At 60.7% G+C, this 18,390-nt stretch carries 21 protein-coding genes; 16 read left to right on the forward strand and 5 right to left on the reverse strand.

Features of this window, described 5'->3' with window-relative positions:
* Nucleotides 1-104 precede the first annotated feature (104 nt).
* From SIB46_RS11440 to SIB46_RS11460, 5 genes are read left to right on the forward strand one after another with little or no spacing between them, the layout of a single operon-like run.
* Entirely contained in the window at nt 105-881 is a 777-nt protein-coding gene (locus SIB46_RS11440; RefSeq protein WP_413296254.1) for a HEAT repeat domain-containing protein, read from the forward strand.
* 56 nt (nt 882-937) lie between these two features.
* On the forward strand, nt 938-1,159 hold the full coding sequence (locus SIB46_RS11445; protein WP_413296255.1) for a DUF2997 domain-containing protein: 222 nt from the start codon (nt 938-940) through the stop codon (nt 1,157-1,159).
* Nucleotides 1,131-1,523 (forward strand): DUF1257 domain-containing protein, encoded by a 393-nt coding sequence (locus SIB46_RS11450; protein WP_413296256.1) that lies wholly within the window; start codon nt 1,131-1,133, stop codon nt 1,521-1,523. Before SIB46_RS11445 ends, SIB46_RS11450 begins: the two co-directional genes overlap by 29 nt.
* The gene (locus SIB46_RS11455) at nt 1,520-1,915 is read left to right on the forward strand and encodes a ferredoxin (protein WP_413296257.1); all 396 of its coding nucleotides are present in this window, start codon (nt 1,520-1,522) and stop codon (nt 1,913-1,915) included. The genes SIB46_RS11450 and SIB46_RS11455 overlap by 4 nt, the downstream gene beginning before the upstream one ends.
* Nucleotides 1,912-3,123 (forward strand): aldo/keto reductase, encoded by a 1,212-nt coding sequence (locus tag SIB46_RS11460; protein WP_413296258.1) that lies wholly within the window; start codon nt 1,912-1,914, stop codon nt 3,121-3,123. Before SIB46_RS11455 ends, SIB46_RS11460 begins: the two co-directional genes overlap by 4 nt.
* Nucleotide 3,124: 1 nt before the next feature.
* On the opposite strand, the gene rsmG is transcribed toward SIB46_RS11460, so the two are convergent.
* Nucleotides 3,125-3,838, reverse strand: a complete 714-nt coding sequence (rsmG, locus tag SIB46_RS11465) for a 16S rRNA (guanine(527)-N(7))-methyltransferase RsmG (RefSeq protein WP_413297784.1) — start codon at nt 3,836-3,838, stop codon at nt 3,125-3,127.
* Between the two features lie 52 nt (nt 3,839-3,890).
* Here rsmG and SIB46_RS11470 point away from each other — a divergent pair, with 52 nt between their 5' ends.
* A complete protein-coding gene (locus SIB46_RS11470) occupies nt 3,891-4,319 on the forward strand; it encodes a J domain-containing protein (RefSeq protein ID WP_011936360.1) in 429 nt (142 codons plus the stop codon).
* A gap of 8 nt (nt 4,320-4,327) precedes the next feature.
* Here the strand turns inward: SIB46_RS11470 and SIB46_RS11475 are convergent, their stop codons facing one another.
* Nucleotides 4,328-4,591, reverse strand: a complete 264-nt coding sequence (locus tag SIB46_RS11475) for a hypothetical protein (RefSeq protein WP_413296259.1) — start codon at nt 4,589-4,591, stop codon at nt 4,328-4,330.
* Nucleotides 4,588-4,797 carry a hypothetical protein gene (locus SIB46_RS11480; RefSeq protein ID WP_413296260.1) on the reverse strand — a complete coding sequence of 70 codons (210 nt, stop codon included), beginning with the start codon at nt 4,795-4,797 and terminating at the stop codon, nt 4,588-4,590. The genes SIB46_RS11475 and SIB46_RS11480 overlap by 4 nt, the downstream gene beginning before the upstream one ends.
* A gap of 71 nt (nt 4,798-4,868) precedes the next feature.
* Here SIB46_RS11480 and SIB46_RS11485 point away from each other — a divergent pair, with 71 nt between their 5' ends.
* Together SIB46_RS11485 and SIB46_RS11490 are read left to right on the forward strand one after the other, a co-directional pair.
* Complete coding sequence (locus tag SIB46_RS11485) at nt 4,869-5,117, forward strand: hypothetical protein (protein ID WP_413296261.1); 249 nt, start codon at nt 4,869-4,871, stop codon at nt 5,115-5,117.
* 44 nt (nt 5,118-5,161) lie between these two features.
* On the forward strand, nt 5,162-5,425 hold the full coding sequence (locus tag SIB46_RS11490) for a DUF3143 domain-containing protein (protein WP_413296262.1): 264 nt from the start codon (nt 5,162-5,164) through the stop codon (nt 5,423-5,425).
* Here SIB46_RS11490 and bioA read toward each other — a convergent pair.
* Both bioA and SIB46_RS11500 read right to left on the reverse strand, forming a co-directional pair.
* A complete protein-coding gene (gene bioA / locus SIB46_RS11495) occupies nt 5,422-6,711 on the reverse strand; it encodes an adenosylmethionine--8-amino-7-oxononanoate transaminase (protein ID WP_413296263.1) in 1,290 nt (429 codons plus the stop codon). The genes SIB46_RS11490 and bioA overlap by 4 nt on opposite strands.
* On the reverse strand, nt 6,704-8,122 hold the full coding sequence (locus SIB46_RS11500; protein ID WP_413296264.1) for a class II fumarate hydratase: 1,419 nt from the start codon (nt 8,120-8,122) through the stop codon (nt 6,704-6,706). The genes bioA and SIB46_RS11500 overlap by 8 nt, the downstream gene beginning before the upstream one ends.
* 76 nt (nt 8,123-8,198) lie before the next feature.
* Between SIB46_RS11500 and SIB46_RS11505 the strand changes: the two genes are divergently transcribed.
* From SIB46_RS11505 to SIB46_RS11540, 8 genes are read left to right on the forward strand one after another with little or no spacing between them, the layout of a single operon-like run.
* Entirely contained in the window at nt 8,199-8,702 is a 504-nt protein-coding gene (locus SIB46_RS11505) for a DUF2231 domain-containing protein (protein WP_413296265.1), read from the forward strand.
* Complete coding sequence (locus tag SIB46_RS11510; protein ID WP_413296266.1) at nt 8,699-9,319, forward strand: DUF2231 domain-containing protein; 621 nt, start codon at nt 8,699-8,701, stop codon at nt 9,317-9,319. The genes SIB46_RS11505 and SIB46_RS11510 overlap by 4 nt, the downstream gene beginning before the upstream one ends.
* Nucleotides 9,316-10,254 carry a cytochrome c oxidase subunit II gene (locus SIB46_RS11515; protein WP_413296267.1) on the forward strand — a complete coding sequence of 313 codons (939 nt, stop codon included), beginning with the start codon at nt 9,316-9,318 and terminating at the stop codon, nt 10,252-10,254. The genes SIB46_RS11510 and SIB46_RS11515 overlap by 4 nt, the downstream gene beginning before the upstream one ends.
* Before the next feature lie 5 nt (nt 10,255-10,259).
* Complete coding sequence (locus tag SIB46_RS11520) at nt 10,260-11,948, forward strand: cytochrome c oxidase subunit I (RefSeq protein ID WP_413296268.1); 1,689 nt, start codon at nt 10,260-10,262, stop codon at nt 11,946-11,948.
* Between the two features lie 3 nt (nt 11,949-11,951).
* Nucleotides 11,952-12,554: a heme-copper oxidase subunit III gene (locus SIB46_RS11525; RefSeq protein WP_413296269.1), complete on the forward strand. Its 603-nt coding sequence runs from the start codon at nt 11,952-11,954 to the stop codon at nt 12,552-12,554.
* Between the two features lie 10 nt (nt 12,555-12,564).
* Nucleotides 12,565-14,082, forward strand: coding sequence for a GMC oxidoreductase (locus SIB46_RS11530; RefSeq protein ID WP_413296270.1), 1,518 nt, complete (start codon nt 12,565-12,567; stop codon nt 14,080-14,082).
* A gap of 50 nt (nt 14,083-14,132) precedes the next feature.
* Entirely contained in the window at nt 14,133-16,784 is a 2,652-nt protein-coding gene (locus SIB46_RS11535) for an MGH1-like glycoside hydrolase domain-containing protein (RefSeq protein WP_413297785.1), read from the forward strand.
* 27 nt (nt 16,785-16,811) lie between these two features.
* Nucleotides 16,812-18,368 (forward strand): GMC oxidoreductase, encoded by a 1,557-nt coding sequence (locus tag SIB46_RS11540; RefSeq protein ID WP_413296271.1) that lies wholly within the window; start codon nt 16,812-16,814, stop codon nt 18,366-18,368.
* Nucleotides 18,369-18,390 lie beyond the last annotated feature (22 nt).

The raw sequence follows: 18,390 nt of genomic DNA on the forward strand, positions 1-18,390 counted from the left end.
TACCGGCCGCCATCTTGTTGGTGTTCTCTCTCGCCTTGTTTGCTGTGAGTGCGCGCATCTGGCTACCCGGAGACATGGCCGCTCCGGCCCCCATTGGTTAAGCCATGGCCCAGAGCAACGATCTGCCATTTGATCTGTCTCTTCTCGAGGGGGAACTGCAGCAGGAGGACGCTCCTGATCCCCTTGATCTGATTGATGACTGCGATCAGGCTGAGGCCGTGCCAGAAGCGCTGTTGCAAGACGCCTTGCGCCAGCTGCAGGGCAGCCAAGAGGAGCAGCTTCAAGGGCTCAAGGTGTTTTGTGAGCATCGCGACCCCCGCAGCCAGCCTCTGCTAAGGCCCCTGCTCGGTAGCAGCTGCCCGATCCTGCGGATGAGTGCTGTGTATGCCTTGGGCCGCAACCCTGATCCCCAGGCTTTGCCCCAGCTTCAGCAGCTGTTTCGGCTTGATAGCAACTGCTTTGTGCGCAAGGCCTTGGCCTGGACCTTGGGCAACTACCCCGAGGCTGAGGTGGTGCCCGATCTGCTCAATGCCCTGCGCCTCGATAACGCGGCGGTGCGCCTTTGGGCTGCCGGCTCTTTGGCTGACACCGCTTTGGCTCAGCCCCAGCAGCTCGACACCGTGACCCGTGAGTTGCTGCTGGCTCTTCAGGTGGATGGTCAGGCGGAAGTGCGCAGCAATTGCGCGTGGGGACTGGGCCGATTGCACCCTGTCTTGCCCCCTGCGGCCCAAGAGGAGCTGGTGCATGGCTTGCTGCAAACCCTGCTGAATGACAACGATTTCGGCGTTCGCCAAGATGCCCGCTCAGCCCTGGAGCAACTGGGGGATGGGGACGTCTTGGCCAAGTTGCAGGCCTTGGTGGAAGACGGCCTGATTGTCTGAATTCCGCTGAGATCTGAAGAATTTGGTTAACATCAGGCCTCCTCGGTTGCTTCTCAGTGCCCCTGCAAAGCATTCGCTTCCGCATTCGGCCCGATGGTCGTGTGGAAGAGATGGTGGAAGGGGTTCAAGGCGCCGGTTGCCAGGAGCTCACCAGCTCCATTGAGCAGCGTTTGGGACATGTCAGCTCACGCGAGCTGACGGCTGAGCATTTCCAGGCCAGCGCCAATACCTCCGTAGAGCAGGACAACCATGTCTCACTTCAGCACGGTCAAAACTGAACTCCGCGATCGGGAATCGCTGCTGGCCGCACTGCGGGATCTGGGTCAAGAGCCCAGCACCGGTGAGCAGCCTGTGCGTGGTTATCGCGGTCAGACCGTGACAGCGGATCTCTGCTGCCCGCAAATCGAGGGTGGTGATATTGGGTTCCGCTGGAATAGCGCTGAGCAGCACTACGAATTGGTCACCGACCTCGATCTCTGGAAGCAGACCGTTCCGGTGGAGCGTTTCCTGGCCCAGCTGACCCAGCGTTATGCGCTGCAGTCCATCCTGCGCAGCAGCGCTGAAGAGGGCTATCAGGTGGCTGAACAACGCCAACAGGCTGACGGCAGCATTGAGTTGGTGGTGACCCGCTGGCAGGGGTGAGCGGCCTCGATCCTTCACTGGCTTTTCGCGCTGCCCCTGCCCCAGCGGCAGAGGCAGCCTCCAATGGCATGGAGCCTCTACTCGGAGGGGCTCTGCGGGAACAAGCGGTGTGGGTGGATGAAGCCGTTTGCATTGGCTGCCGCTACTGCGCCCACGTGGCGTGCAACACCTTCGTGGTGGAGCCGAACTACGGACGCTCCCGCGTGATTCGCCAAGACGGCGACAGCACTGAGCGCATCCAAGAGGCGATCGACACCTGCCCGGTGGATTGCATCCATTGGGTTGGCTTTGAAGATCTCGACGACTTACGCCGCCAGAGGGAAGGTCAAGACCTCCTGCCCCTGGGCTTACCCAATGCTGTTCGGCCCAAACGCACCCTGCCCAGGCCATGATCCCCACCCGCCGTTTCGGCCGCACGGAGCTGCCGATGCCGGTGCTAAGCCTTGGCGGCATGCGCTTTCAGCAGAGCTGGACCGATTTGGCAGCCGATGCGATTGAGGCGGAGAGCCAACGCAATCTGGAGGCCACCTTGGCGGCGGCCGTGGTGGCTGGTTTTCACCATGTGGAAACCGCTCGCTACTACGGCACATCCGAGCTGCAGCTCGGTCCGGCGTTGGCCCGCCACCCCGATCCCAAGCGCATCCTGCAAACCAAAATTCCGCCGCGCGACGATCCAGCCGCCTTTGAAGCCGAGCTAGAGCGCAGCTTCAGCTTGCTCGCCGTAGAGCGGGTTGAGTTGCTGGCTGTTCATGGCCTGAACCTGCCTGAACACCTCGAGCAGACCTTGCGGCCTGGGGGCTGCATGGAGGTGCTGCGACGCTGGCAGGCCGACGGGGCCATTGGCCATGTGGGCTTCTCCAGCCATGGCCCTCTGGAGCTCCTGCTCGAAGCCATCGCTAGCGATGCCTTCGATTACATCAATCTGCATTGGTATTACATCCGCCAGGACAACGGCCCTGCCCTAACGGCCGCGCGGGAGCGGGACATGGGGGTGTTCCTGATCAGTCCCACCGATAAAGGCGGCCATTTGCACAGCCCTTCGGCGCGATTGCTGGAGCTGTGCGAGCCACTCCACCCGATCGTGTTCAACGATCTGTTTTGCCTCAGCGACCCGCGCGTGCACACCATCAGCGTTGGTGCCGCTCGCCCCAGCGATCTGGATTTGCATCTGCAGGCCCTGGATCTCTTGGAGCAGGCACCGGAGTTGCTGAGCCCGATTGAGCAGCGCTTGCAGCAGGGACTCACTGAGCGCTTGGGTGAGACCTGGCTGCAGAGTTGGCAGCAGGGGTTGCCGAGCTGGCAAAACACACCAGGTGAGATCAATCTGCCGGTGCTGCTTTGGCTCCACACCCTGCTGCAGGGATGGGATCTCGAGAGCTTTGCCCAGGCCCGCTATGGCTTGCTCGGCAATGGCAGCCATTGGTTCCCAGGCCGCAATGCCAACCGCTTTGAGGCAGGTCCCAGCGAGCCGGCCGCCGTGAGCGAAGCACAGTTGTTGGAGGCGCTTAGCGCCAGTCCTTGGCAGCAGCAAATTCCGGGAATTCTGCGGCAAATGAAGGCGCGCTTGGGTCAAAAAACCGTCAAGCGCCTGGGCCCTTAGCTCAAGCCAGCGGCAGCTTGGCGGGTACGCCCACGGCCCGGGGGTATTGCTTGGGGCATGCGCCTTTGGGGCGCAGCGGGATCACATGGCGCAGGCCCCGCTCGGCTGGCAGCTCTTGAACTTGGATCGTTTCGGTGCTGCTGTTCAGCTGGGCCGCAGCCCGTTGCAATTGGCGTTGGTCCTCATCGCTCCACTGGCCTCGGTACAGCAGGGCGGTGCCATCAGCGCTTAGAAGCGGCACCAGGTATTCGGCGACCACCGGGGCCGCGGCAACAGCGCGGGCCACGCCCAGTTGGAATTGGCTGCGGCAGTGGGGGTCTCGCCCCGTTTTCTCCGCCCGTTCACAGCGCAGTTGCACCCGCTCAGCGAGGCCCAAGGCCTCGGCCATGGCTTGCACGGCTTGCACTTTGCGGCCCACCGAATCCACCAGGGTGAGCTGCGCTTGCGGTAGTGCAATGGCAATCGCCAGTCCTGGAAAGCCGCCACCGGTGCCCACATCGATCACCTTGAGTGGCTCGCCTGTGCTCAGCCAGGGCTGTAGCGGCCAGAGGCTGTCGAAAATCTGGCTAATCCAATAGTCCTCTCCCTCCACTAGCCGGGTGAGGTTGACCTTGCTGTTCCAATCGCGCAGCAGCTCTTGCAGCTGGTTGAACTGCTGCAGCTGATCGCTGGAGGGCTGCCAGGCCAGTTGGTCCCAGGGTGCAGTTGAACTCAGTGCAAACGGCGCAACATCACTAGGATCGCAAGCCGCGTCTGCAGCCGCAGCTTTGGCCCCTGCTCCCGCCAGCCTCTATGCCCTGTTGGAGGTGCCCCAGGAGGCCAGCAATGAGCAGGTGCGCCAAGCCTTTCGCAATCTCAGTAAGCGCTTCCATCCCGACACCACAGAGCTGCCGCCTGACTTGGCTGCCGCCCGGTTTCAGGCCCTGCAAGAAGCCATGGTGGTGTTGGGGGATCCCCAGAAACGGCGTCTGTATGACGCCAGTCTCAAGGCCGCCGAGCTGAATCAGCAGCGCTTGGCGCAACGCTTCACCTGGCGCCCCAACACCGATCCGCCACCGCGGCGCGATCTCTCTGGCGGCGAATGGTTCGCCCTGGTGCTGCTGGCTCTGGCGTTGGGCTTCAGCTTGGTGCTCGGGGTTGGTCTGGCCTGGTGGCGCGGTGTGGATCTGCTGCAGGAAGCCCCGCCCTTGCTTTAGGCAGCGCTTCAGGCTTCCCAGTCGCTGTCGAGATACTTTTGCTTGAACGCCAACTGCTCAGAGACATCTTCAAAATCAGCTGGCGGCTGCACCACGGGCGGGTGTTTCGCTATCAGCAATTCAGCATCAATGTGCGCTAGCGGGGGTTGGCCGTTGCGCTCTCTCTCTTGGTTGAAAATCCTGAGGTGGTGAGCAAATTGCGTCACCACATAGCAGCTCACCAGCCCATTCATGAAGTCGATGAACTCTTGATGGGCGTTGGCATCGTTCATGGCTGCTGCTCGCCTTGTTGCGTGGCTTTGTTGTGGACGTCGATTTGCGGGGTTGCCGGTGGTTGGAGGCTGTCGGTCGCCAGCACGTAGGTCACACCGATGGCAAGAAGTCCCAGCACAAAACCGAAAACCCTGGCGCCACCACCGGGTTTGCTCTGACGAAAGATGTCTCTTTCGTGTCCTGCTCGGCGGCGCTTGTTGATCACGACACACCCGATGCCCTGTCGATTTCATCATTGAGCGCGGGAATGCATTGTGTTTTTGCTTACGCATTTCCGTGCTTTCCAGCACTTGGCTTGACAAGGCTTGTGGTTTTTCTTTGATGAGTACCGAAGGAAGGGAGAAGAAAATCATGGGCCCCGAAATCACCACGCAGCCAGATGGTTCGCTGCGGGTTTGTTTGACCGAAAGCGGCATCACTGCCTGCTGTTATGTCTCCAGCACGCATCTGGTCGACAGCCATCTGCAGCAGCTGCGCGAGTCCATCTTCAAGCAAGCCCTAAGGGCCTACGAGCAGCCCTGTTGAGGGCAGCCCCGCGTCGTCCAGACTGAGTGGAGCACGCATGGACAATGCCGCTTCCCAGCGCTGATACCCCGCTGTACAGCCATCCGTTGCCGGCCTTGGAGGACTGGCTGCGCAGCAGTGGCTTTGTGCGCAGTGACGAGGATGTGTGTGTGTGGAGCTTGGAGCGGCCGCAGTGGACAGCCCAGCTTGTGCTGCAAAGCGATGGCCTGGTGATCAGCTGGAGCCAGCAGGGCAGCAGCACCGAGCGGGCTTTCTCCTATGGCTTGAGCCGCGCTGATCTGGAAGCCGCCATCTTCGCTGGGCCCTAAAGCGGCAAGGCATCCAGCACCGTCTGCAAGCTGGCGTAGCACTGGGCCAATTCCCCGTCGTTGATCCCCAGCGGTGGCATCAGGTAGACAACCGATCCCAGGGGGCGAATAAACAGCCCTTGCTCCAGGGCCAGTCGCTGCACCTCCAGGCCAATCGGTTGCAGGTAGCCGCTGTCCCCTGGCAGCTCAAAAGCAGCAATCCCTCCGAGCAATCGCGGTTTGGTCACCAGCCGGTGCTCGGCCAAGCGCTCGAGGTGCGGCCGATGCCGCGCTTCGATGCTGGTGTAGCGCTGGGGTTCCCGTTCCAGCAGCTCGAGGCTGGCCACAGCCGCGGCACAGCCCAAGGGGTTGGCGGTGAAGCTATGGCCATGGAAAAACGTACGGTCCGGCTCCGGGCCCACAAAGCTTTGGTAGAGCCGTTCACTGGCTAAGGTCACGCCCATCGGCAGAAAGCCCGCGGTCAGTCCTTTGGAGAGGGACACGATGTCGGGGGCGATGCCGGCGCGATGGCTGGCAAACAGGCTGCCGCTGCGGCCAAAGCCCGTGAGCACCTCATCGGCAATCACCAGAGCACCGGCTGCGTGGGCCCGCTGCTCAACGGCTTGCAGGAACGTCTCACGCACCATCGCCATGCCACCGGCTCCCTGCAGCAGGGGCTCAAAAATCACTGCAGCGGTCGGGGTTTGCAACAGCTCATCCAGTCGTTGCAGGGCCTGGGCTTCTTTCTGCTCAATCGACTCATCGCCCCACCAGGTGGCGGGCCAAGGGGCACGGGCCACCGCAAACAGCAAGGGTTCAAACGGGGCGCTGAATAGGCCCCGCTCCCCCAGCGCCATCGCTCCAAAGGTGTCGCCGTGATATGCCCCGTCAAAGGCGATCACCTGCTGCCGTTCTGGTGCTTCCCGTTGGCAGTGCTGCCAAGCCATCTTCAAGCCCACTTCCACAGCGGTGGAGCCGTTGTCGGAGAAAAACATCCGGTCCAGCCCATCCCACTTCCCGCACAGCCGCGTTGACAGGGTGCTGGCCGGGCCATGGCGGAAGTTGGCGAAGATCACCTGCTCGAGCTCTTTAGCTTGATGGCCAATGGCCTCGGCAATGCAGGGCTCTCCATGGCCATGCAGGGTCACCCACCAGCTGCTGATGCCATCGATCAAGCGGCGGCCGTCATCGAGCTCCAGCCACACGCCCTGGCCGCGGCGCACCGGAATCGGAGCGGGCCCCCGGCCTGGCTGGGTAAAGGGATGCCAGAGATGCGGATGCCAGCCGCTGGTTGCCATCTCAGTCATGGGGCTTGGCCATCCATCCAGGGTTCACGGCCTCATCGAAGGCTTCGGCCTCGATGGCATTCAGCACCAGGGCCGCTTCCCGCAGGCTCAGCCCTTCACTGTGGGCATGCAGGGCGATTTTGGCGGCCATGTCGTAGCCGATCACCGGAGCCAGGGCCGTCACCAGCATCAGCGATTGGTCACGGAAGTGCCCCACCTTGGAATGGTCCAGGTCCATGCCACGCACCAGGTGCTCCTCCAGGCTGCGGCAGCTATCGATCAGCATTTGGCCGCCGCGCAGCAGATTGAGTCCCAGCAGGGGTTTGTAGACATTCATCTGCAGATGGCCGGCGCTACCGCCAATCGCCACCGCCTGATCCATGCCCATCACCTGGGTCGTGGCCATCGCCACCGCTTCACATTGGGTGGGGTTCACCTTGCCGGGCATGATCGAGCTGCCTGGTTCGTTGGCGGGCAACTGCAGCTCCCCCAGCCCTGCCCTGGGACCGCAGGCCAACAGGCGAATGTCGTTGACGATCTTGTGCAGCGCTCCGGCTAAGAGCCTGAGCCGGGCCATTTGCTGCACCAGTGCGTCGTGGCTGCCCATCAGCGCGAAGCGGTTGCCATCACTGCGCCACTGCACGCCTTCACAGCTGCTGAGCTGCTCACACACGGCTTGCGGATAGCCCTTGGGGGCCCCGATCCCCGTTCCCACAGCCGTTCCGCCGAGGGGAATGGCGCGCAATTCCAGCAGTCCTTGCTCGAGCCGTTCGCCAGCACTGCGCAGTTGGGCGGCCCAGCCACCAACCTCTTGCCCCACGGTTAGGGGAACAGCGTCTTGGAGGTGGGTGCGGCCAATTTTGACGACACCATCCCAGGCGGCGGCTTTGCGCTCCAATGCCTCCACCAACTGATGCACAGCTGGCAGCAGCGCTTGGCGTTGCTGCCGCTCGGCAGCCAAATGGATGGCACAGGGGAACACATCGTTGGTGCTCTGGCTGCGGTTGACGTGGTCATTGGGATGCACCACCTCCCTCGAGCCGCGAGCTTGGCCGGCCAGTTCGCAGGCCCGATTGGCAATCACCTCATTGACGTTCATGTTCGTTTGGGTGCCGCTGCCGCTTTGCCAGCAAGACAGCGGAAATTCCCCATCCAGCGTTCCAGCTTCCACCTCGCGGGCTGCCTCGCGGATCCATTGGCAGCGCTGCTCATCCAGCACGCCGAGCTGATAGTTGGTCTGGGCGGCCATGCGCTTGAGGCAAGCGATCGCATGGATTAACTCCAGCGGAATCGGGTCGTTGCCGATTTGAAAGCGATGCCGGGCCCGTTCGGTTTGTGCGCCCCAGTAACGATCAGCTGGCACCCGCACATCACCAAGGCTGTCGTGCTCGAGCCGCCAGGTTTGACCGGTGTGGCTGTGCTGATCCGACATAAAGCAAAAAAGTGCCCTGACGAGTTCTTAATCGTTCACCCCTACCACTAACTCATGTGCGCCTTGGGGTCCGGCGATGCTCGAGCACCTGCTCCCGCCGCTGAACGACAAAAACTTGCCCTGGATGGATGTACTCCATCCGATCGTTGTTCACTTCGTGATCGCGATGGCGCTGATCACGGTGGTTTTTGATCTGATCGGCGTGATCACACGCAAGCCCAACCTCTTTGAGGTGAGCTTTTGGAACCTGTTGGTGGCCACGGTGGCCATCTTCGTGGCGATCATTTTTGGCCAGGTGGAGGCGGGTCTGGCCAGCCCCTACAGCGGTGCCCGCGACATCCTCAACTACCACAGCACCATTGGCTGGTCGCTGGCTGGGGTGCTCAGCCTGCTCACCGCTTGGCGCTATGTGGTCCGTCAAAAGGATCCAGGGGTTTTGCCCAAGGGCTTCCTGGTGATTGATGGGGTTTTGGCGGCCTTGGTGTTCACCCAGGTGTACCTCGGCGACAAGTTGGTTTGGGTCTATGGCTTGCACACGGTGCCGGTGGTGGAAGCCATCCGTGAGGGGGTGATCTCATGAGCCTTCTGGCCACGATCGTCTCCCCCATCAACGACATCGTTGATTCCCTGGGGCCCAACGATCTCCCCTATGCGATTCCGGTGCATCCCAATTTGGTGCACCTCACCATCGGCCTGTTTTCGATCGGCATCGCGTTTGATTTCGCCGGGGCCTTCTACCCCCTGGAAAAGCGGGTGTTTCGCTTGCTGGCTCTGCCGGTGACCCGCGTCGGTTTCCATGACGTGGGCTGGTACAACGTGCTGGCCTGCAGCATCGTCACCTTTTTCACGGTGGCCGCCGGCTTCTACGAAATGCTGCTGGCCGTGCCCTTGCCTGGGGTCACCAGCGTTCTGGGTCAAAACGCCATCGACACCATGCTCTGGCATGCCGTTGGCGGTGTTGCCCTGCTGCTGATCATCGTCGCGATGACGATCTGGCGCGGCTTTCTGCGTTTCATCTGGCGCAAAGACCTCGGGCGTCAGGTCAGCTGGCTGTACCTGGCCTGCGGCGCCGTGATCCTTGTGGTGATGGGCGTGCACGGCAGCCTCGGCGCTTGGCTGGCCAGTGAATTTGGGGTGCACATCACCGCCGATCAGCTGCTGGCCGCCGGCGCCAATGTTCAGGAGGTGTTGCCATGACCCCTACAACGCCGATCAAGAAAGGCCCCAACCTCGGCGCCATCGTGATCATCACCCTGGCGATTGGCGCCAATCTCGCCCTGAGTTGGTTGATGGCCCAGTGGTCCTATGGCTGGTTCCCGCCGCAGGCCTCCACAGCTGCCCCCTACGTCGACAACCTGTTTGCCCTGGAAACCGGGATCGGCACGTTTGTGTTTTTGGGATGCACCGGCGTGATGGCCTGGAGTCTGCTGTTTGATCGGGCAGATAAGTACGACGAGAGCTATGGCGCTCCGATCGAAGGCAACACTCGCCTAGAGATCACCTGGACCTTGATCCCAACAGTGGTGGTGTTTGCCATCGCCATCTATTCGATGCAGGTCAACGACAAGCTCGATGCCCTGGGCCCCAAACACAAATACGCCATGGGGACTGATCCCCTGGTGGGCGCGGTGGAAGACCCCCGCGCCACCGTTGGGCCGATCGATGTGATTGCTCGGCAGTGGAGCTGGGAGTTTGTCTATCCCAATGGGGTGCGCAGCTCAGAGCTGCACTTGCCCATCAACCAGCGGGTGAACTTCCGCCTGATCAGTGAAGACGTCAATCACAGTTTTTATGTGCCGGCGTTCCGCCTCAAGCAGGACATCGTTCCGGGCAGCGTCATCTCGTTCAGTGTGACGCCGACCAAAGAAGGGCGCTTCCGCTTGCGTGATGCCCACTTCAGCGGGGCCTACTACTCCCAGAACCAGACCGATGTTCTGGTGCAGCCCCAGTCGACCTACGACGACTGGCTCAAGACAACGGCGAAACAACCGCTCCAGCCGGGCTTAAGCCCGGGCAATGAGCTCTACGCCAAGCGTTTGGAGAGGGGGGATCGCGGCTGGGCCACCGTGCCGCCAGCGCCACCCCCAATGGTCAATGACCCCGGCGATGCCTCCATCCCCCACGACGCCTGAGCACCATGACCAGTACCAACTTCGATCCCCGCATCCTCAAGGCGCCCCACCCTGTTCCGGGGGCACCCGATAACTGGAAGCGCTTTTTCAGCATCAATACCGATGCCAAGGTGATTGGCATTCAATACATCGCCACTTCGCTGTTGTTCCTCTTGGTGGGAGGACTACTGGCGATGATTGTTCGCGGGGAATTGATCACACCAGAAGCGGATTTGGTGGATCCCACCGTTTACAACGGCCTCTACACGATGCATGGAACAGTGATGCTGTTCCTGTTTTTGTTCCCGGTCCTCAATGGCCTGAACAATCTGCTGATTCCCACCATGATCGGCGCGCCCGACATGGCCTTCCCCAAATTGAACGCGGCGGCGTTCTGGCTGGTGCCGGTGTTCGCCATCTTGCTGATGGCCAGCTTTTTTGTTCCTGGCGGGCCTGCTCAAGCCGGTTGGTGGTCTTATCCACCGGTGAGCATTCAGAACCCTTTGGGGCATTTCTTCAACGGTCAGCAGCTCTGGCTGTTGGCTGTGGCCTTGTCGGGGATTTCATCGATCTTTGGTGCGATCAATTTCGTCACCACGATCATCCGCATGCGTGCCCCGGGTATGGGCTTTTTCAAGATGCCGCTCTATTGCTGGACGGCGTGGGGCGCGCAAACCATCCAGCTGATTGGCCTGCCTGCGCTCACCGGCGGCGCGATCATGCTGCTGTTTGATCTGAGCTTCGGCACTAGCTTTTTCAAGCCAGAAGGTGGTGGTGATCCGGTGCTATATCAACACTTCTTTTGGTTCTATTCGCATCCGGCTGTGTATGTGATGGTGCTGCCGGTGTTTGGCATCTTCTCTGAGGTCTTTACCTGTTATTCCCGCAAGCCATTGTTTGGCTACAAATTCGTGGCATTGGCTTCATTCGGGATTGTGTTTCTGTCGTTGATCGTGTGGGCTCACCACATGTTCTATACGGGAACACCGAACTGGATGCGCATCCTGTTCATGTTCACCACGATGACGATTGCGGTTCCCACCGGCGTCAAGGTGTTTGCTTGGGTGGCCACGTTGTGGCGCGGCAAGTTGCGCCTCACCACGCCGATGCTGTTCTGTCTTGGCGGCTTGGTGAACTTCATTTTTGCTGGCATCACCGGCGTGATGCTCGGCACCGTTCCAATTGATATCCATGTGGGCAACACCTATTTCGTGGTGGCCCACTTCCACTACGTGATCTTCAACGCGATTGTGCTGGGTGTGTTCGCCGCTGTTTATCACTGGTTTCCCAAGTTCACCGGCCACATGTATTACGAGGGCTTGGGCAAGCTGCACTTTGCCCTCACCTTCATTGGTTGCACGCTGAACTGGTTACCGTTGCATTGGGCTGGTCTGCTGGGGATGCCGCGGCGGGTGGCCTCCTACGACCCTGAATTCGCGATCTGGAATGTGATCGCCAGTGTGGGCGCCTTCCTGCTGGGGGTGGCTGCGATCCCCTTCATCCTCAACATGGTGAGCTCCTGGGCCCGTGGTCCCAAGGCGCCGCCCAATCCTTGGGGTGCCATTGGCCTGGAGTGGCTGCTGCCCTCCCCTCCACCGGCTGAGAACTTCGAAGATGACGTTCCAACAGTGCTCAATAACCCCTATGGCTACGGCCTTGATCAGCCCCAGGTGGCTGACGAGGCGTTCTATGTCCGCCGCGCTCAGGAGGCCTGATCGATGACTAGTTCTGATCCATCTGTGCAGCTCAACCACACCCCTGGCCATATCAAGCATGACGGCCACAACCTCACGGGCTTTGTGATCTTCCTGTGCTCAGAAAGCATCATTTTCCTGGCCTTTTTTGCAGGGTTTTCCCTGTTCAAGCTCACCTCGCCGGAGTGGTTGCCAGCGGGTGTTGATGGCCTTGAGGTCAAGATGCCCTTGATCAACACCATCGTGTTGGTGAGCTCCAGCTTTGTGGCCTACTTCGCTGAGCGCTACCTGCACAAAGGCAATCTCTGGGGTTTCCGAATTGTCTGGTTCATCACCATGTTGATGGGCGCCTATTTCGTCTATGGCCAATACGTCGAATGGTCGAGCCTGAAGTTTGGTTTGGACAGCGGTGTCTTTGGCGGCACGTTCTATCTGCTCACTGGATTCCATGGTCTGCATGTGATCACGGGCATCGGCCTGATGGGATTAATGCTGTTCCACTCCTTCCGGCCTGGAAATTATGAGAAAGGGGACATGGGTGTGACATCCGTCAGCCTCTTTTGGCACTTTGTGGATGTGATCTGGATCATCCTCTTCTTCTTGATCTACGTCTGGCAGCGCTACTAGGAGACGACCCATGATCATCGACGACCAGCAGTACGACGTGATCATCATTGGCAGCGGTGCTGCCGGTGGCACGTTGGCCGGCTCCCTGGCCGGCCAAGGCAAAACGGTGCTGATTCTTGAGCGCGGTGGCCCGATGCCCCTGGCGGATCAGAACATGGCGGATGTGGAGCTGCTGCGCTCCAAAGATCGCTTCCACCCCACAGAAAACTGGTTTGGCCCCGACGGCGACCCCTTTGCGCCGCAAACGATGTATGCCCTTGGCGGCAATACCAAGATCTGGGGCGGGGTGCTTGAGCGCATGCGCGAAAAGGATTTCGGCGCCCTGCCTCTGCAAGAAGGTGTTTCGCCGCAATGGGAGCTGAGCTACGGCGATGTCGCTCCCTACTACGACAAGGCCGAACAGCTTTATCAGGTGCATGGCCGCGCCGGTGTGGATCCCACCGAGCCCCCACGGCAGAGCGATTTCAGCGCAGCACCGAAACCGGTGGAGCCCTTTTTGCAGGAATTGCGCAGCTGCCTCGAGCGGCACGGCGCTCAGCCCTATGACCTCCCCATCAGTTGGTCTGATAACAAAGACGACCCCAGTGGTGATGCTGAGTTGTTTGGTGTTGCGCCAGCCACGGCAACAGCTGCGGTGCAGCTGCGCAGTGGCGCTCGGGTCACGCGCCTGCATGTGAATCCCAGTGGCCGCGAGGTCAAGGGCGTGGAGGCCTCCATCGCCGGCCAAGACTGGTTGTTCCAGTCCCATGTTGTGGTGCTGGCTGCCGGTGCGGTCAACACCCCGGCCATCTTGTTGCGCTCGATTAATGACAGCCACCCGCGCGGGTTGGCCAATGGTTCTGATCAGGTGGGACGCAACCTGATGAAGCCGCAGCTCACCTCGATTCTGCAGCTGGCAGCAGCTCCCAATAGCGGCCGCTACCACCGCTCCTATGGCGTTAACGACTACTACTGGGGCGATAAGAACGTGAGCTTTCCCCTCGGGCATATCCAGAGCTGCGGCGGTGTTTTGCAAGACGCCCTGTTTGCCGAATCGCCGCCGGTGCTCTCTCTGGTGACGAGGTTGATGCCCAACTTCGGCCTTGAAGAGCTGGCCTCCCGCTCAGTGGCCTGGTGGGCCATGAGCGAGGTGCTGCCCGATCCCCACAACAAGGTGTATCTGCAGGGGGATCAGCTGCGCATCAACTACATCCCCAACAACCGCGAGGCCCACGACCGCCTGGTCTACCGCTGGATCGACACGCTCAAGGCGGTGGAGGCCGATCCCGACACCCATGTGGTGCGTTCTGCGCCAACCCACCCCCGCGGGGAAGCCCCGATCAGCGTGATGGGCTATGCCTGCGGCACCTGCTGCATGGGCAGCAATCCAGCTACTTCCGTTGTGGATCTCCAAGGCCGTAGCCATGAGATCGACAACCTCTACATCGCTGATGCCAGTGTGTTTCCCAGCTGCCCCAGCATCGGCCCTGGGCTCACGGTGATCGCCAATGCTCTGCGCTTGGGCGAGCAGCTGGCGGCTGTGCTTTGAGCGATTCTGCTGTGACCTCCTCTGATGCCATCAGCAGCGAACACCGGCGCATGGCCGAGCGCGATGAAGGCCATCAGCCGTGGTCGCGTTGGGGCAGCTACCTGAGTGATCGCCAATGGGGAACCGTCCGTGAGGACTATTCCGCCGATGGCAATGCCTGGAGTTCCTTCCCCCATGAGCACGCCCGCATGCGTTGCTACCGCTGGGGAGAAGACGGTCTGCTCGGCATCAGCGATGAGAAGGGGTTGCTCTGCTTTGGCCTCGCCCTTTGGAATGGCCGTGATCCCATCTTGAAAGAGCGCCCCTTTGGCTTGGCCAACGGCGAGGGCAACCATGGCGAAGACCTCAAGGACTATTTCTTTCATCAGCTCAACACCCCAACCCACAGCTTCATGCGGGGGTTGTACAAGTACCCGCAGCAGGAATTCCCCTACCAGCACCTGGTGGAGGAGAACGGCCGCCGTGGCCGTGATCAGCCCGAATACGAGCTGGTGGAGACCGGCATCTTTGATGACAACCGCTACTTCGACGTTTTTGTTGATTACGCCAAAGCCAGCCCGGAAGACCTGCTGATCCGCATTCGTGTGGTCAACCGCGGATCCGATGAGGCGGAGCTCAGCCTGATTCCCACGCTCTGGCTGCGCAATCTGTGGGACTGGGGTTACAAGGAGGACTGGCGCCAACGCTCACCGATTTGCCGCGATGGCGATGGCATCAAAACGCCTGATGTTCACGGCATTGGCAGCTACCAATTGGCCTGCCGTCAGCAGGGCACCTGGCTGTTCACCGAAAACGCCACCAACACTGAGCGGCTCTATCAACAGCCCAACCAGCAGCCCTATGTGAAAGATGCCTTCCACCGCTATGTGGTGAATGGCGAGCAGGAGGCGGTCAATCCGGCGCAAGAAGGCACCAAAGCCGGGTTGTTGTTGCAGCAGCGCATCGCTGGCGGCGAGGAGTGGGTGGTTGATTTGCGGCTGGCCCGCCAGCTGCCAGCCGATCCTTTCGATGATTCCTTTGAACAGCTGTTGCAACAGCGCGAACAGGAATGTCTGGATTATTTCGACTCCTGCGCCCCTGGCCTCAGCGCCGATGACGCCCTTATTTTTCGCTCGGCAGCCAGTGGACTGCTGTGGTGCAAAAAGTTTTACCGCTGGACGGTGGTGCGCTGGCTCAGTGGTGATCCCAACCATCCCTCACCGCCACCGGAGCGACTGAAATCAGAGAACGCCTACTGGCGGCGGATGCATGCCGATGATGTGATCTCCATGCCCGACAGCTGGGAGTATCCCTACTTCTGCCAGTGGGACTTGATGTTCCACGCGGTGGCCTTTGCCTGCATTGATCCGGGGATGGCCAAGCAGCAGAGCATGTTGCTGCGCAGCCCCTGGTACACCGCCCCCAATGCTCAAACTCCGGCCTATGAGTGGGCGCTGTCGGACCCCAATCCGCCCATCGGCGCTTGGGCGGCCTTGCGCATTTTTCAGATCGAACGCAACGAGAAGGGCTTTGGTGATCTGCCCTTCCTGCGCAGCGCCATGCGCAAACTCATCCTCGAGTACGGCTGGTGGGCCAACCGCAACGATCGCTCCGGCGACAGCGTGTTTGAGGGGGGCTTCCTGGGGCTCGACAACATCGGCGTCTTTGATCGCCGCTACCCCTTGCCCGATGGCAGCCGCATTGAGCAGTGCGACGGCACCGCTTGGATGGCCACCCTCAGCCTCAACTTGCTGCAGATGAGTGTGTCCCTGGCTCGGGAAGAGCCTGAGTACACCGATATCGCCGAGCGTTTCCTCTACGACTTCGTGCAGTTGGCCACCACGTTGAACACCGAGGCGGTGATTGATTCCAAGGCCAAGGTGCTGCGCAGCTACAAGAACTGGGATGAGGAGGATGGCTTTTATTACGACGTCATCAAGCGGCCCGATGGCTCCTGGGAATACCTCCGTAGCCGCTCGATCGCTGGGTTGGTCCCGCTGCTGGCGGTGGCCAGCTTTTCGGTGGACACGGTTGAGAAGTTGCCGGTTCTCAATGTCAAAGAAGATCTCAAGTGGCTGAGCAGCGAACGTGTTCAGCCCACCTGGCTGACCAAGCATTTCGGCCTTTGGCACAACGACCGCACCCTGTTTGCCGCCGTGCCGGAAGAGAACCTGCGCCGCATTTGTGAATACCTCTTTGATGAGGAGGAATTCCTCTCTCCCCACGGGATTCGTTCGCTCTCCAAGTACTACGAGAAGAACCCCTACAGCTTCTGTGAAGGAGAAGCGTCCGCAACGCTCGCCTACAGCCCAGCCGATAGCCCGGTGGCGATGTTCGGCGGCAACTCCAACTGGCGCGGGCCGGTGTGGATGCCGTTCAACTATCTGCTGATTGAAGCCCTGCAGAAGTTTGGTCACTACTACGGCGACAGCCTCAAGGTGGAATTCCCCACCCGTTCTGGGAATTGGATCACCCTCTGGGATGCCTCATTGGAACTGGAGAAACGCCTGGTGGGGCTGTTCCGCCGCAATGAGGCTGGCCAGCGTCCATTCAATGGCGCGGTGGAGCTGTTTCAAAGCGATCCCCATTGGAAGGATCTGCTGCTCTTCAACGAGTACTTCCACGGCGATAACGGCTCCGGGGTTGGCGCTAGCCATCAGACCGGATGGACCGCCATGGTCATCAAATTGCTCACCCAACTGCAGCGTTACTCCACCCCGTAGCGCTGCTGCTCACCGCCAGGCCCAACCATGGATAAACACGTTGAAGTGTTGATCATCGGCAGTGGTGCCGGTGGTGGCACCTTGGCCCGTTGCCTTGCTGAAGCCGGCCGCGAGGTGTTGGTGCTCGAGCGGGGTGATTGGCTTCCTCGTGAACCGCAGAACTGGGAGCCTGAGGCGGTCTTTCAGCAGGGGCGTTACGTCTCGAGCGATCTCTGGAAAGACAAACACGGCAAAACGTTTCAGCCGGGGAGCCATTACTTCGTTGGCGGCGCCTCAAAGATGTATGGCGCGGCGCACTTCCGCTTTCGGGAGCGGGATTTTGAGGAGATGGTGCATGTCGATGGCCTCTCTCCAGCTTGGCCTGTGCGCTACGGCGACTTCGAGCCGTACTACACCAAGGCCGAGGCGATGTATCACGTCCACGGGTTGCGGGGGGAAGATCCCACCGAACCGCCCGCCAGCGGTCCCTACCCCCATCCGCCGGTGGCCCATGAGCCGCGCATGCAGCAGCTGGTGGATGTGTTCAGCCAGGCCGGTCTGCATCCCTTTCACATGCCGGTGGGGGTGAACCTCACGGAAAACGATTTGCCCCAGAGCGCGTGCGTGAAGTGCAACCGCTGTGATGGCTACCCCTGTGTGCTCACCGCCAAAGGCGATGGCGAGGCGATGGGGATTCGCCCGGCACTGGCCGCGGCTGGTTCACGCATGAGCTTGCTGACCCGCTCGATGGTGAAGCAGCTCAAAACCGATGCCAGTGGCCGGCGCATCGCCTCGGTGCTGGTGGAGCGCGATGGTGAGTTGCTGGAGTTCAGCGCTGATCTTGTTGTGATCAGCTGTGGTGCGGCCAACTCCGCCAAGTTGCTGTTGATGTCGGCCAATGATCACCATCCGCGTGGCTTGGCGAACAGCTCTGATCAGGTGGGCCGCAACTACATGTTCCACTACAGCAAGGCTGTGGTGGCGGTTACCCATGAGCCGAACCCCACGGTATTTCAGAAAACGCCGGCAGTAAACGATTGGTATTTCGGTGATGCCAACTTTGATTTTCCGATGGGCCATGTGCAGCTCACCGGCAAAACCAATGGGGCGATGATGAAGGGCTACAAGCCGCGCCTCACCGCTCTGGCTCCCAGCTGGAGCATGGACAAGATCGCGGCCCATTCGATGGATTTTTGGCTGCAAACCGAAGATCTGCCGCTGGCCCAGAACCGGGTCACCGTCGACGGCCAAGGCCAAATCACCTTGAACTACACCGCCACCAATGTGCGGGCTTCAGCGGAGCTGCAGCACCGGCTGGAATCGGTGCTCGACAAGAACTACGGGATCCATCACTTCGCTGAGCGGGAGATCTATTTCGGCTCGGCCATGGGGATTGAGGCCGTGGGGCATCAGGCCGGCACCTGCCGCTTTGGTGATGATCCACGCACCTCTGTGCTCGATGTGAATTGCAAGGCCCACGACCTCGACAACCTCTATGTGGTCGATACCAGCTTCATGCCGAGCATCAGTGCGGTGAATCCATCGCTCACCGCGATTGCTAATGCCATCCGGGTGTCGGAGCACCTGGTTGAGCGCTTGGGCTGACCCACTGCCCCATCACCACAGG

It is taken from the genome of Synechococcus sp. MIT S9452, from assembly GCF_047304245.1.
Lineage (GTDB): Bacteria > Cyanobacteriota > Cyanobacteriia > PCC-6307 > Cyanobiaceae > RCC307.

Coding starts and splice junctions, on each gene's coding strand:
- SIB46_RS11440 (WP_413296254.1), top strand. CDS start 105: ATGGCCCAGAGCAACGATCTGCCATTTGATCTGTCTCTTCTCGAGGGG.
- SIB46_RS11450 (WP_413296256.1), top strand. CDS start 1,131: ATGTCTCACTTCAGCACGGTCAAAACTGAACTCCGCGATCGGGAATCG.
- SIB46_RS11460 (WP_413296258.1), top strand. CDS start 1,912: ATGATCCCCACCCGCCGTTTCGGCCGCACGGAGCTGCCGATGCCGGTG.
- SIB46_RS11475 (WP_413296259.1), bottom strand. CDS start 4,591: ATGAACGATGCCAACGCCCATCAAGAGTTCATCGACTTCATGAATGGG.
- SIB46_RS11490 (WP_413296262.1), top strand. CDS start 5,162: ATGCCGCTTCCCAGCGCTGATACCCCGCTGTACAGCCATCCGTTGCCG.
- bioA (WP_413296263.1), bottom strand. CDS start 6,711: ATGACTGAGATGGCAACCAGCGGCTGGCATCCGCATCTCTGGCATCCC.
- SIB46_RS11500 (WP_413296264.1), bottom strand. CDS start 8,122: ATGTCGGATCAGCACAGCCACACCGGTCAAACCTGGCGGCTCGAGCAC.
- SIB46_RS11505 (WP_413296265.1), top strand. CDS start 8,199: ATGCTCGAGCACCTGCTCCCGCCGCTGAACGACAAAAACTTGCCCTGG.
- SIB46_RS11510 (WP_413296266.1), top strand. CDS start 8,699: ATGAGCCTTCTGGCCACGATCGTCTCCCCCATCAACGACATCGTTGAT.
- SIB46_RS11515 (WP_413296267.1), top strand. CDS start 9,316: ATGACCCCTACAACGCCGATCAAGAAAGGCCCCAACCTCGGCGCCATC.
- SIB46_RS11520 (WP_413296268.1), top strand. CDS start 10,260: ATGACCAGTACCAACTTCGATCCCCGCATCCTCAAGGCGCCCCACCCT.
- SIB46_RS11525 (WP_413296269.1), top strand. CDS start 11,952: ATGACTAGTTCTGATCCATCTGTGCAGCTCAACCACACCCCTGGCCAT.
- SIB46_RS11530 (WP_413296270.1), top strand. CDS start 12,565: ATGATCATCGACGACCAGCAGTACGACGTGATCATCATTGGCAGCGGT.
- SIB46_RS11535 (WP_413297785.1), top strand. CDS start 14,133: ATGGCCGAGCGCGATGAAGGCCATCAGCCGTGGTCGCGTTGGGGCAGC.
- SIB46_RS11540 (WP_413296271.1), top strand. CDS start 16,812: ATGGATAAACACGTTGAAGTGTTGATCATCGGCAGTGGTGCCGGTGGT.